Consider the following 13616-nt stretch of genomic DNA (forward strand, 5'->3'; position numbering starts at 1 on the left):
TGGAACACAAGGGCAGAAGGTTTGTGGGGGTGGAAGAGAAGGTGGCCAATTTGCAGAACACCAAAAGAATCATGATCAGCTTGCCCGATCATCTCTTGCAGGAAGTAGATGGGATCGTTCAACTGGAGAACTCTAACCGTAGTGAATTGATCAGGCAGGCCATGAAGCTGTACTTGAGCGATCGGAGGAAACGCACCATCCGCGAGTCCATGCAGCGGGGCTATATGGAAATGGCTAAGATTAATTTGACCATGGCATGCGAGGCCTTTCTCGCTGAGGAAGATGCAGACAGTACTCTTGGCCGCTTAGTAAGCGGGGTGTAACTATTGATTGTTAAACGCGGCGACGTTTTTTTTGCCGACCTTTCACCGGTTGTGGGTTCTGAGCAAGGTGGAGTAAGGCCGGTACTGATTATTCAGAACGATATTGGCAATCGTTTCAGCCCGACTGTGATTGTGGCAGCTATCACTGCCCAGATCCAGAAGGCCAAGCTGCCGACTCATGTGGAGATTGATGCGGCTGCACATGGCTTTGACCGGGATTCCGTGATTCTGCTGGAGCAGGTTCGTACCATTGACAAGCAACGCTTAACGGATAAAATCACCCACCTGGACGATGAGACCATGAAGCTGGTGGATGATTCGCTGCAAATCAGCCTGGGGCTGATTGATTTCTGAACCCTACGGGGATATAACATCAATCATCGTAACAAAAGGCAGGCCGGATCAGCTTCGGTGCTGCCTTTTTGATGTTTTGGGGTCCCCGCAAAGTACCTGAGTCATCGAAGCTAAAACCCCACTTGTTGGGGTTATTTGGCGCCTAACCGATATATACTTATTGATATACCCGAGGATAGATGAGTGTTGATGATGGGGGTTGTGCGAGGGCATAACTGCGTGCTATAATTGGACCGATCGGTCGGTCCAGAGGAGGGTTAACCATTAAGGGACGTTCAGATGGAGAAGAAACGAAGAGCCGGATTCTGGAGCATGCCACCAGTTTATTTGCGCAAAAGGGCTACGGCGCTGTAAGCATGAACGAGGTCTGCACAGCCGCGAAGGTCAGCAAGGGCAGTCTGTATCACCATTTTCCGGGCAAGGATGAATTGTTCCTGTACGTGGTGGAGGTGGATACCCAGAATTGGCTGAATGAGTGGGAGGAGCTGCGGAGCGGGATTAACGGAACGGAGGCCCGTCTATACGCGCTGGGGGATCACTATGCAAAAGATATCCAGAATCCGCTGATTCATGCCCTGGAGGAATACGGCAGATCCCATACACTGTCGAAGGAGATCAGCGAGCGCCTTTCACATATTTTCGAATCGGTAACAGAGGCCTGCCGTGTGCTGCTGCAGGAGGGGATGGATTCCGGTTACTTGATCCGTGGTGACCTGGATAACTATGTGATCACGCTTAGCGCTATGCTGGAGGGAATCAGCCGGGTCCATGAGATCACAGGTAAGACCGATACCCCGGAGACGATCAGGGCATACTACCGTGCGGGAATTCAGATCCTGCTTCAGGGGATTGGGTCCGGGAAGATTGAGCAATGAATAGAGATAACTGATGAATTGCAACTAGAGCATATAGCAAGGCTCTGGGATATACGGAGGGAAACACCATGTCATTACTGTTAAAAAACCGGGGAGCGATGCTGCTCCTGATGTTGAATATCTTTTTGGCGTTCACCGGGATTGGTCTGGTTGTCCCTATTATGCCTACCTATATGAACGAGCTGGGCATTGGCGGGAGTGTGGTCGGACTGCTGGTGGCAGCCTTCTCGCTGACGCAGCTACTGGTCTCGCCCTTCGCCGGAAGACTGTCGGATAAGATGGGCCGCAAAAAAATCATTGTCGGCGGGCTGGCCGTATTCGCCTTCTCGGAGCTTCTGTTCGGTCTGGCCAATGCCTCCTGGGTGCTGTTCGTATCCAGAATGCTTGGCGGTATCGGTGCCGCGATGATTATGCCTGCGGTTATGGCTTATGTGGCAGATACCACCTCCTCAGAGGAGCGGGCCCAAGGCATGGGCTTCATCAACGCAGCCATTACCACCGGCTTCATCATCGGTCCGGGAATCGGCGGCTATCTTGCGGAGCTTGGCATCCGCGTCCCCTTCTTCGTCGCTGCGGGAGCAGCCGCCATTGTTGCGGTTATCACCCTGTTAGTCCTGCCGGAATCGCGTTCAGCGAAGCTGCGCGAAGAATCAAGAACGATGGAAGGCAATAAGGATAGTCTAATCATGCAGCTCATGCGCTCGTATCGTGAGCCTTATTTTTTCGGATTAATTATTGTATTCGTGCTGTCCTTCGGACTGGCCAATTATGAGACGGTATTCGGACTGTTCGTAGATCATAAATTCGCGTTCACCCCTAAGGATATTGCGTTTGTTCTGACCTTCGGCTCCATTGCCGGGGCGGTGGTGCAGATTACCGCCTTCAGCTGGATTCTGAACAAATTCGGCGAGAGCCGGGTCATTTCCGCCTGTCTGCTGATCGCGGGCCTGTCGATTCTCCTGACCCTGTTCGTGCATGGCTTCGTGGCGATTGTTTCTGTGACCTTTGTTGTTTTTCTGGCTATGGATATTCTTCGCCCGGCGGTCGGCACCCAGCTCTCCAAGATGGCAGATGATTCGCAGCAAGGCCTGGTGATGGGAATGAATTCCGCATATACGAGCCTTGGCAACATTGCCGGCCCGATTGTGGCGGGGGTTCTGTTCGATCTGGATATCAATTTCCCTTATGCGGTGGCTGCGCTGGTCTTGTTCATCAGCTTCATGTTGTCGGTTGGCTATGCCCGGCGGAGAAGAAGCAAGCAGGTTACTGCGGTGCGCTAGTATCCGGAGCGTGAATAGAATAACGAACTTATGATTATGATTGCGGCTGCGCTATCCCGGTGGGGACGGTGCAGCCGCTTCTTCTTGTGTACGGGACAAACTTTGGTCCTGCGGCAAACTGTGATAGTATTTCAGTAGAGAGTTATGAACTCAGACTGTGTATAGAAAGAGGGATCTACTTGAGCGTTGATACGAATCAGGCGGCGAAGGCGGCGGAAGATGCCGCTGCCCGTCAGGAGCAGGAACTGATACTTGCAGCTATTGCGAAGGAGCTGGGCATCAGTCTGAAGCAGGTAAGAACTACGGTGGGGCTGCTCGATGAGGGCAACACCATTCCGTTCATCGCCAGATACCGCAAGGAAATGACCGGGGAGCTGGACGAGAATGTCCTCCGCGATGTCGAAGAACGGCTCGGATATCTGCGTAACCTCGGTGACCGCAAGAAGGATGTGATCCGCAGCATCGAGGAGCAGGGCAAGCTTACTCCTGAGCTGCAGGCGAGTATCATGAAGGCGGTTAAGCTGCAGGAAGTGGAGGATCTGTACCGTCCGTTCAAGCAGAAGCGCAAGACACGGGCCAGTGTCGCCAAGGAACGGGGACTTGAACCGCTGGCGGATTGGGTGATGGAGCAGAGACGCCAAGGGGTTCCGCTGGAAGAGGCTGCGAAGTATATCAATGCGGACCAAGGTGTGGAGAGTGCCGAGCTGGCGCTGCAAGGGGCGATGGATATCATTGCCGAGAATATTGCCGATGACCCGGCCATCCGTTCCTGGGTGCGCCAGTATACAGCGAGTCAGGGGATTCTGGTCTCCGAAGCCAAAGATGCCCAGAAGGAAAGTGTATACGAGAATTATTATGCGTACCGGGAGCCTGTGCACCGGATGCCACCGCATCGTATTCTCGCGATCAACCGCGGGGAGCGGGAGAATATCCTCAAGGTCGGCATCGAGGTGGTGCCGGACAAGATCCATGCGTTCATCATCCGCAAGCTGGTGAAGGGGCCTTCTCCGGTCAAGGAGCTGCTGGAAGCGGTGACCGAGGATGCCTACAAGCGGCTGATTGCCCCTTCCGTTGAGCGCGAGGTGCGCGGAGAGATGACAGAGAAGGGGGAGACGCAGGCGATCTCCATCTTCTCGGGCAATCTGCGCAGCCTGCTGCTGCAGCCGCCGGTGAAGGGACGCCATGTTCTGGGCGTCGACCCGGCCTACCGCACCGGCTGCAAGCTGGCCGTAGTGGACGATACCGGCAAGTTGCTGGAGGTAGCGGTCACGTATCCGACGCCGCCGAACAACAAGAAGCGTGAGGCGGCGGCCAAGTTCAAGGAGCTGATTGCCAAATATGGCATCCAGCTCATCGTGATCGGCAATGGCACCGGCTCGCGGGAGACGGAGCAGTTCACGGCCGAGGTGATTGCCGAGGTCGGTGACCCTGACCTGGCCTACCTGATCGTTAACGAGGCAGGGGCCAGTGTGTATTCGGCCTCCAAGCTGGCGCAGGAGGAGTTCCCCGATCTGGATGTGGCGGAGCGCAGCGCCGCCTCCATCGCCCGCCGCGTGCAGGACCCGCTCGCGGAGCTGGTCAAGATCGACCCGAAGGCCATCGGTGTCGGGCAGTACCAGCATGATGTGTCGCAGAAGCATCTGGAAGAGAGCCTAAGGGGCGTCGTGGAGTCGGCGGTTAACCATGTCGGCGTCGACGTGAATACCGCTTCGGCCTCGCTGCTCTCCTATGTGGCAGGAGTGAATACGACGATTGCCAAGAATATTGTGAAGTTCCGCGAGGAGAACGGCAAGTTCACTACGCGCAAGGCACTGCAGAAGGTGCCGCGCCTGGGCGCGAAATCCTACGAGCAGTGCATCGGGTTCCTGCGTATCCCCGGAGGCGACAATACGCTGGACCGCACGCCGATCCACCCGGAATCCTACGCGGTGGTCGACAAGTTGTTCCGCGAGCTGGGGCTGGATGTGAAGCAGCTCGGCAGCAAGGAGGTTGCAGAGCAGCTAAGTGCTCAGGATGCGGAGGAGCTGGCGGTGAAGCTTGCGGTGGGCGTGCCTACGCTGCGCGACATCCTGGAGAGTCTTCAGCGTCCGGGCCGCGACCCGCGCGAGGAGCTGCCGCTGCCCATCTTCCGCAAGGATGTGCTGAAGATGGAAGACCTGCTGCCCGGCATGGAGATGCAGGGCACGGTGCGCAACGTAATCGACTTCGGCGCCTTCGTCGACATCGGGATCAAGAACGACGGGCTGGTCCATATCTCCCAGCTTAGCGGCAGCTATGTGAAGCATCCGATGGATGTGGTCTCCGTCGGCGACAATGTCACCGTATGGGTACTCGGCGTGGATGTGAAGAAGGGCCGCGTCAGCCTAACGATGCGCCAGCCGCGTGAGGCGGGGAGCAGCGGGGAGTAGAAGTAGAGGACGTTACGGACTCAGAGGACCTTATTTTGCTGAAATCGGCGTTTTGTGGATCGTTTGCGGACTCAGTGGGTTTAGAATAGATAGTAGACGCCACTTAACGGACGGAGGGATAATAAGGATCACGGAGGTGTGTGGCCATGGGTGAACAACGAAAACGGTACAATGAAGAGTTTAAAAAGCAGACGGTAAAGTTTCTACAAGAACAGACGAAGAGCTTCGGGGAGTTAGCGGAAGAGCTGGACATCCCCAAGAGCACGCTTCATCAATGGATGGGACAATACCGGGAGCTCAAGAATGAACCTGTAGCCAGTGTGGATCGGGTGAGGGAGCTCGAAGCCGAGTTGAAGGAAGCGCGCCGTCAACTCCAGGAGCGCCAAGATCAGCTCGCCGACCGGGAGGAAGAACTGGCCATCATAAAAAAAGCAGTGCACATCTTCAGCAAACCAAGGAACGCCGATTCCAGTTCATGAAGGAACATCGCTCCGCGTTTCGCTTGGAGAAGATGTGCATCACCTTGCAGGTATCCAGGAGTGGATATTACAAGTGGCTCGGAGCTAAAACCAGTGCACAGGCTCTCCGTAAAGCGGCCGTGCAGGAGCGAATCCGCTACCATTTTAATGACCATAAGGGGCGGTATGGAAGTCCGAAAATCACTCGACTGCTGCACCAGGAAGGCTACACCCTCACCGAACGTACGGTGAGTGTGTACATGCGGCAAATGAAGCTCCGCTCGGTGGTCTCTAAGCCGTACCGTGTACAGACCACGGATTCCAAGCACAACAACCCTATTGCCCCGAACACACTGAATCAAGAGTTTACCGTCGATAAGCCCAATACCGCCTGGGTGACAGATATTACGTACATCCCCTGCCGTGGAGGCCGCTTGTACCTGGCCAGCGTCATGGATCTGTGCACGCGCGAAATTGTAGGGTGGCGGTTATCGGACCACATGGAAACCAGCTTGGTCTTAGACGCCTTGCAGGCTGCCTATCAAGCCAAGCGACCCGGCCCGGGGCTGCTCCACCACTCGGATCGGGGATCGCAGTATACCTCCAAGGAATATACCGAGCAGTTGAGGACGTACCAGATGGAATCAAGTATGAGCCGCAAAGGAAACTGTTACGATAACGCTTGTATTGAATCCTGGCACAGTATCTTGAAGAAGGAGCTCATTTACTGTAACCCGCGTTTTAAAACTCCCGGGCAGGCGTACCAGGACATTTACCAATACATTGAGTTTTACTACAACCGCAAGCGAATGCATGGCACGCTGGGGTATCTTTCCCCCGCCCGATTCGCTAAGCAGTTTACGACGGCATCCGTTGCGTGAGTATCTACTTTCTTGACAGAGGTCCACAGGAGCCGTTAATACAGGCTTCGGAGCCTGTAATTAATCCTGACAGCCTCATTAACGTCTTCTGAGTCCGTTTAGGGTGACGAAAGAGGCATTTTATTGCAAATAACGGCCTCCTGGTCCGCAAACAACCGGAGAATGCAAATAAGCTGTGCTTTCCTTCAACAGGATTGCACAGTTTTTTTATTGTATAGGAAACTATAGTATCCTGCTGCTGTGGAAAAGGTGAGTGTAAATTGCTTGAACCCGTATACAATTGGCTGGTACAGCGGCATATGGACCAAATGTATATGAAAAACAGTAATGTGTTTGCACACAGGCCACGGCCTGAATGTATGTGAAAAACAGCATATATTGTGCTCTCAAACAGGCGCATGGCCCGATGTATGTGAAAAACAGCATACATTGTGCTCGCAAGTAGGCACACGGCCCGAATGTATGTGGAAAACAGCATATATTGTGCTCTCAAACAGGCGCATGGCCCGAATGTATGTGGAAAACAGCATATATTGTGTTCGCGCGAAGATAATCTTATTCATCCGCTAAGATGATTTGTTCTGTAATGGGAGACTTTAACTATTTAAGTTTGCCTACGTTGGAATCTGGCAATTATTAAACTTTTTAATACGAAATCAAATTAGCTTAAAAAAATTACGTATTTGGCAGGGAGTATTTTCTTATTTAATACATATTGTATAATTTACTTAAAATGGAGGGGATGCAAATGGATGATATTGACCTGCAAATCCTGGAGCTGCTAAAGAGGAATAGCCGGATGACCAGCTCCGATATCTCTAAACTGATTCATCTGTCGATTCCATCCATTGCGGAGCGAATCCGGAAGCTGGAACGAAACGGGGTCATAGCGCAGTTCACGGTTAAGCTGGACCGTAAGGCTATGGGCAAGAACTGTGTAGTCTATATTTTCCTGCAGCTTAGCAACTCGGTGGAAACTCAAGGCTTCCGTGAGGGCATCATCCAATCCGATGAAGTACTGGAGTGTCATCATATTTCTGGTGAATATGATTATCTTCTGAAAGTGGCATTAGCAGATCTATCCGGTGTTGAGACTTTCATTACACACACGCTTAAAGCCCGTTACAGCATTGTCCGTTCAAACACCATCTTTAGTCTATCTGCCCTGAAAGAGGAATAGAAACAAAGGAGCGGTGATCTATGCCATGGGAATGGATATCGAAAGGGATGCTGCTGGGTCTGTCCATCGCGGCTCCTGTAGGGCCGATCAGTATTGTGTGCATCCGAACGACAATTACCAGAGGATTCAGAACAGGGCTGTACAGCGGGCTGGGTGCGGCAACCGCAGATGCCGTCTACGGCATACTGGCAGGATTGGGATTGACAGCTTTGACTGCAGCTTTAGTGAATTACAACATTATACTGCAGGTGCTCGGCGGATTGTTTATTTGCTGCCTAGGGATACGATCGTTACTACGGGTTCCGGCCATGGAAGTCACTCATTCTACTGCCAGCCCAGGTGTACTGGGTTCTTATGCTATGACGTTTCTGTTGACGCTGTCTAACCCGATGACGATTATATTTTTTCTGGGCGTATTCGGAGCTTCTGGTGTTCTACTGTCGCATAAGCTCACAGATATGGTGCTTCTGGTTACAGGCGTGTTCCTGGGCTCGGCACTATGGTGGGTCCTCCTCTCAGGAGCGGCTACGCTGCTTCGGAATAAGGTACTGGAGGGACCTTTTAAGCTCTCTCTATTTAACAAAATGTCCGGGGGAGTACTGTTTGTATTCGGTGTAGTTACCCTTGTGAAATCCGCAGCTGTGTTTTTGTAACGAGGACGCAAGCGCCACCACCCCAGCAGTATAAAACAACTATAGTTATTCAAGAACGTGGGTCCCCTGCCAGGTGGTGTTATGATGGACAGAAACAGAAGGTGGCGGTTGGGAATTGAGCAATAGAGTGATCCGGCAGTTTGAAGAGAGAGATATGGCGGCGCTTGGCGCGATGTACGGGCAGGTGTCGGCGCAGGAGGATGTGCTGTTCTGGTGGGTCGGGGATGAGAGCAACTGGGAGAATGTCTTCTGCGCTTTTGAAGGGGAGCAGATGGTGGCCAAGGGCCAGCTGCAGCTCTTTAATGTGGTGCCACCGGGACGCGCAGCGGAGAGTAAACACAAGATTTTCGTGAATCTGAAGACATGGCCCGGACGGGAAAAGGATCTAGAGCTGCGTGACAGCGTCTACGCCCTTCTGCTGGAACGGGCCCAGGTGCTGAAGCGTACGCTGCCCCCGGAATATGGAACCCTCCTGTGCACAGGCAATTATGCGCCGGAGGAGAGCTGCCATGCTTATTTCGCAGAGCATCTTGGTTACCTGCCGGATAGCTGCTTGTATACGCTCCAGCGCGACCTTCGTGAACCCGTCCATGCGGTGGAGCTGGAGGAAGGCCTTGAATTGACCAATGCGCCTATGGATTCGCCGGAGCAGCGGGCGGCTTACCTGGAGCTGGAGGCGGAGATCTGGCCGGAGACCCCGCTCGGAATGGAGCGTCTGCTGGAATATCAGGAGCATCCGCTCTGGACATGGATGGTTGTGCGGGATGCAGGCCGGGTGGCGGGCAGTCTGATGGTCTGGCAGGAAGAGGAGCTTGGCATCATTGAAGATGTATTTGTCTGCAAGCCCTGGAGAAGAAGGGGCATTGCCAAGGCGCTGCTGAATCATGCGTTAATGTATCTTCAGGAGAAAGGGCTGGAGCAGGCGCAGCTGGTCGCACTGACCACGAATGATTCCGCGCTGTCTCTGTACCGGTCAGCCGGGTTCCAGACCGGGTGTCAGGAGATCCGGTACTATAAGGAGCTGGACTAAGCGCTAACCAGCCAGCTACAGGCCGCGCTAACCAGCCGATCCAGAGTGTGAGATCTTCAGTCCGCAACGGGTGGACTTACTGGTTCATGGATATTGTGAAATCAAGCACCACAAATAGCGCACCGGCAGGGTATCCGGCGGTGGCTATTTGTGATGCATCTAGTTAGGTGGAGGCTGTTACTTTGTCACTCTGGAAGCAGCCGAGGTTGCCGAGCCTGGTGTAGCTTGGGCTACTGCGGTATAGCCTTCCGGCAGATAGGTGACGGCGGTGCCTGCCGAGATGACCTGCGGGTTCATGGAACCGGGCTTTGGTGAGGTGACCTTGAAGTAGATCACTGCGGTTTTGTCAGCACCGAACTCAATCCGTTCAATGACCAGGCCATACCCCGGGTTCGGCAGATTGGATACAGTCACCGTAGCTTTGTTCACACCAGCGGCGGCTTTGTCCAGCGTAACGGCGGCATCGTATGTGGTGGACGGGGCCGAAATGTTCTCCTCCATCATAATCACTTCCTTCACGAATTTGGCGGCATCGTAGACCAGGACGGCAGCTTCTGCACGGGTAACCGCCTCATTCGGACGGAAGGTGTTATTCTTCTCCAGCGTGACCAGTCCGGTGTTGATCAGAATCTGCAGGCTGTTCATCTCCGCAGGGGATAGCTTGCCGCCGTCTGTAATGTTGGCATACATCTCCGTATAGGCGAAGTCCCCTTTGTTCTGAAGCGCCTGAAGCAGCAATTGTGCGAACTGTACCCGTGTCATCACAGCATTAGGGTCAACCGAGCGCTCCAGCGACAAGCCGCTTTCTTTGGCCTTCAGGAATGCGGAGGCATACCAGGCGGTATTTTTTACGTTGTCAAAATAATCGCTGGCCTTCTTGCCAGAGGGTTGCTGCGGAGCAAGCTTCAGGCCGCTCACCATGAACTGCAGGCCTTGCGCATACGTAAGGCTGGACTTCGGCGCGAACTTGTCGCTGGTCACTCCGTTAGGGATGCCCTCCTGATGAAGGGCATTGATTTTGGCTTCGGCCGCATGGCCCTTCAGATCTGAGAAAGCGGAAGCCGGTGCCCCGATAGCTAAGGTTGCCGCCAGAATGCTACAGGCCAGCGAGATTTTGGCCGTGCGCATCCGGGTTAATGTATTCTTCATTGTACATCACCTCGTATCCTCTTAGATGGGATTTAGGAGCAAAAGGTTGCAGCCCGTCACTCCATAGATGGAATTATTATTCTCTAACCCCGCAGCACTGATTCTCCACACTCGAAAAAAATTCATCATGTGTCAATTTTCACCTACCGAAAGTCGAATCTTCGCTTGAATTCAGCTACTTTTGCAGCCAAAAAGGTCAATATACGATGATTAAAAGGTAATATACGGTGAGACAGGGTGCGGAAGAAAAATTATAATAATGATAACGCTTTCGTGAATAATGCGAAGCAGGAATAGCTTGTATTACCTGAGTGTTTTGTGACCTAATAGTTCCAAGTCTCCCGGCTAACAGAGCTTCGCTCTTAAGCATAGATCATTTATGAATTCCTACTAAGGGGGTAAGTCAAATGAGAAAAAAGAGTATTCTTGCCTTGATGCTGGCAGGCGCTTTGGCAGGACTATCACTCACAGGCTGCAGCAGTAAGGGGAACAGCCCGGATGCGGGGAACGACGGCAGCAACACGCCGGAGGGGAAGACGAAGCTGAAGGCGATTATCGTGAAGCATTCACTAACCAAAGATGTCACGCAAATGAAATGGCTCGCTGAAATAGAAGAGAAGGCGAATGTCGAAATTGAATGGCAGCAAATCTCTGCGGACTGGGATCAGAAGAAGAGTGCCCTGTTTGCCAGCGGTGAAATTCCGGATTTGCTGTTCAATGCGACCTCTAACTCCGATTTTGTACAATTCAACGGGTTGTTCGAGGATCTGGGCCCGCTGATTGAGAAGGACGCTCCTAATATTCAAAAGATGTTCAGCGAGCACCCGGAATTGAAAACGCTTGCTACTCAAATTGACGGGAAGCTCTACGGTACTCCGCGTTATAAGGGGATCTGGCCCGGCTCCACCGCCTCAATGTTCATTAACAAAACCTGGCTCGACAATCTCGGCCTTCAGGTGCCTACGACTTGGGATGAGCTAGAGACTGTGCTGCTTGCCTTCCGCGAGGGAGACCCGAATCAGAACGGGGATAAGACGGATGAGATTCCGATGGACTTCAACCCGATCGGCTGGGATTTCACACCGAAGCTGCTGCTGGGCAGCCTTGGGCTGCCTCTGTCCAACGGGGCGAGCGACGGCTACTTCACCGAAGGGGCGCAGGTTAAGAATTTCTATGTAGATGAGCGGTTCAAGACACTCATGCAATTCCTGCAGAAGCTGTACAGCCAGAACCTGATCAGCAAGGAAGTGGTCACGCAGGATTACTCCAAATACCAGTCCGTTGCCCGCGGGAATGGAACTACAGCCAAGGTCGGATTCACCTGGGGCTGGGAGACAGGAGACCGCTTCGGCAATGAGCTGAAAGACCAATATGTTACCCTGCCGCAGCTGAAGCAGCATGCAGACTCTACGAATGAGCTGTACTGGAGTAATGACTACTACTACCAGAATTACGGCTCCAATGCGGTGTCGGTCAGTGCCCGCTCCAAGAACAAGGAAGCCGCGATGCGGTTCATTGATGCTTTTTATGAGCCGGAGGTTAGTCTGCAGGTCCTGTTCGGCGGGATGAATGACACAGATAAGGGAATCAAGGATAACGGGGACGGCACGTATGCGATTCTTCCTCCGGCGGATGCATCCCTCGACCCGGGCTCGTGGAAATGGACGAATTCGTTCGCGGATAATGGTCCGATGTACATTGCCGATGCGCTGAAGGACAAGGTGACGCTTGGCTCGGATATGCAGAATGTGCTGAAGGAGAAAGCTGTCTATGATGAGCTGCTGAATAAGGCGGACGAGAAGAGCAATGTCTACCCGCAGAACTTCATGAAGTACAGCACGGAGGACACTAACACCCTGGCAATGAATCAGGCGAACGTCAATAATATCACGGATCAAAAGTGGGCCAACTGGCTGACCACCAAGGTTGACATTGAGAAGGAGTGGGCTGCGTATGTCGCCTCCGTCAATAGCTCCGGCCTGGAGCAGAATCTGCAAATCCGCCAAAAGGCTTATGACGAATACCTCTCGACCTTGAAATAGTGGACTTGAATGGAAGGGGCGCTCCCAAATGAAACCAGCACAGACCACGGTGCCGCATCAGACGCTGCGCGGGAACGGATGGCTTCGTAAGCAGGCCGGGCATTACCAGCTATGGCTGATGGTGCTTCCTGCGGTCATTTACATCGCCATTTTCTGTTATGGTCCGATGTATGGCATCCAGCTTGCTTTTCGTGAATTTGATTTCAGCAAAGGACTGACGGGCGGGGAATGGGCCGGGTTCAAATATTTCGAGCAGTATTTCAACAGCCCGATGTTCTGGCCTACGCTGCGAAATACGTTTATCATTGCCTTTTTCTCCATCCTGCTGGGCTTCCCGATGCCGATTCTGCTGGCGCTGGTGGTTAACTCGATCCGCAGCAACAGACGCAAGCGTATCCTGCAGACTACGGTGTATATGCCTTACTTCATTTCCACTGTTGTACTGGTCGCACTGCTGCAAATTATGCTATCGCCTACCACTGGACTGATCGACGGCTTCCTGAAGGCCCTGCACCTGATCCCTGCGGATACGAATCTCATTGGTGATCCCGGCGCCTTCGTTCCGGTGTATGTCATCTCTGCCATCTGGCAAGCCTGCGGCTGGAACAGCATTATCTTCATCGCCGCCCTGTCCTCGGTGGATGCGCAGCAGTATGACGCCGCCCGGATTGACGGGGCTAACCGCTGGCAGACCGTCTGGCACGTGGAGCTTCCGGCCATCCTGCCGACGATTATTATTTTATTGATTATGAATATGGGCAGCATACTCAGTGTAGGCTTCGAGAAGACTTTTCTTATGCAAAATAGTCTTAACAAGCCCGTATCGGAAGTCATCTCCACGTATGTCTTCAATGTGGGCGTGAAATCCAACCAGTTCAGCTTCGGTTCAGCGGTCGGACTATTCAATACCCTGATCAACTTCACGTTCCTGATGCTGGCGAATGCCCTGGCCAAAAAAACTTCAAAAATCAGTCTGATGTAGG

13 protein-coding genes are annotated in these 13616 nt (G+C 53.1%); 12 read left to right on the top strand and 1 reads right to left on the bottom strand.

The window, feature by feature from the left end; translation table 11 throughout:
* Positions 1-41 precede the first annotated feature (41 nt).
* From NYE26_RS04125 to NYE26_RS04170, 10 genes are all read left to right on the top strand, one after another.
* On the top strand, positions 42-323 hold the full coding sequence (locus NYE26_RS04125) for a ribbon-helix-helix protein, CopG family (protein ID WP_036697455.1): 282 nt from the start codon (positions 42-44) through the stop codon (positions 321-323).
* Positions 324-326: 3 nt separating this feature from the next.
* A complete protein-coding gene (locus tag NYE26_RS04130; protein WP_036697332.1) occupies positions 327-677 on the top strand; it encodes a type II toxin-antitoxin system PemK/MazF family toxin in 351 nt (116 codons plus the stop codon).
* 305 nt (positions 678-982) lie between these two features.
* A complete protein-coding gene (locus NYE26_RS04135; RefSeq protein ID WP_339257312.1) occupies positions 983-1552 on the top strand; it encodes a TetR/AcrR family transcriptional regulator in 570 nt (189 codons plus the stop codon).
* 68 nt (positions 1553-1620) lie between these two features.
* Positions 1621-2832: an MFS transporter gene (locus NYE26_RS04140; RefSeq protein ID WP_339254077.1), complete on the top strand. Its 1212-nt coding sequence runs from the start codon at positions 1621-1623 to the stop codon at positions 2830-2832.
* A gap of 179 nt (positions 2833-3011) precedes the next feature.
* Positions 3012-5240 (top strand): Tex family protein, encoded by a 2229-nt coding sequence (locus NYE26_RS04145; RefSeq protein ID WP_339254079.1) that lies wholly within the window; start codon positions 3012-3014, stop codon positions 5238-5240.
* A 146-nt stretch (positions 5241-5386) separates the two neighbouring features.
* Positions 5387-5719 carry a transposase gene (locus tag NYE26_RS04150; protein WP_036732259.1) on the top strand — a complete coding sequence of 111 codons (333 nt, stop codon included), beginning with the start codon at positions 5387-5389 and terminating at the stop codon, positions 5717-5719.
* Entirely contained in the window at positions 5716-6579 is an 864-nt protein-coding gene (locus tag NYE26_RS04155) for an IS3 family transposase (RefSeq protein WP_084648871.1), read from the top strand. The genes NYE26_RS04150 and NYE26_RS04155 overlap by 4 nt, the downstream gene beginning before the upstream one ends.
* A gap of 748 nt (positions 6580-7327) precedes the next feature.
* Positions 7328-7759 carry an Lrp/AsnC family transcriptional regulator gene (locus tag NYE26_RS04160; protein WP_339254081.1) on the top strand — a complete coding sequence of 144 codons (432 nt, stop codon included), beginning with the start codon at positions 7328-7330 and terminating at the stop codon, positions 7757-7759.
* 20 nt (positions 7760-7779) lie between these two features.
* On the top strand, positions 7780-8412 hold the full coding sequence (locus NYE26_RS04165; RefSeq protein ID WP_339254083.1) for a LysE family transporter: 633 nt from the start codon (positions 7780-7782) through the stop codon (positions 8410-8412).
* A 115-nt stretch (positions 8413-8527) separates the two neighbouring features.
* Complete coding sequence (locus NYE26_RS04170; protein WP_339254085.1) at positions 8528-9442, top strand: GNAT family N-acetyltransferase; 915 nt, start codon at positions 8528-8530, stop codon at positions 9440-9442.
* Positions 9443-9619: 177 nt separating this feature from the next.
* Here NYE26_RS04170 and NYE26_RS04175 read toward each other — a convergent pair whose 3' ends face one another.
* On the bottom strand, positions 9620-10591 hold the full coding sequence (locus NYE26_RS04175) for an S-layer homology domain-containing protein (RefSeq protein ID WP_339254087.1): 972 nt from the start codon (positions 10589-10591) through the stop codon (positions 9620-9622).
* A gap of 407 nt (positions 10592-10998) precedes the next feature.
* Between NYE26_RS04175 and NYE26_RS04180 the strand changes: the two genes are divergently transcribed.
* Together NYE26_RS04180 and NYE26_RS04185 are read left to right on the top strand one after the other, a co-directional pair.
* Complete coding sequence (locus tag NYE26_RS04180) at positions 10999-12633, top strand: extracellular solute-binding protein (protein WP_209878751.1); 1635 nt, start codon at positions 10999-11001, stop codon at positions 12631-12633.
* Between the two features lie 28 nt (positions 12634-12661).
* Positions 12662-13615 (top strand): ABC transporter permease subunit, encoded by a 954-nt coding sequence (locus tag NYE26_RS04185; protein WP_339254090.1) that lies wholly within the window; start codon positions 12662-12664, stop codon positions 13613-13615.
* The last annotated feature ends 1 nt before the right edge of the window (position 13616 follow it).

This window comes from Paenibacillus sp. FSL P2-0136, assembly GCF_037975325.1.
GTDB classification, from domain to species: Bacteria; Bacillota; Bacilli; order Paenibacillales; family Paenibacillaceae; genus Paenibacillus_AQ; species Paenibacillus_AQ silagei.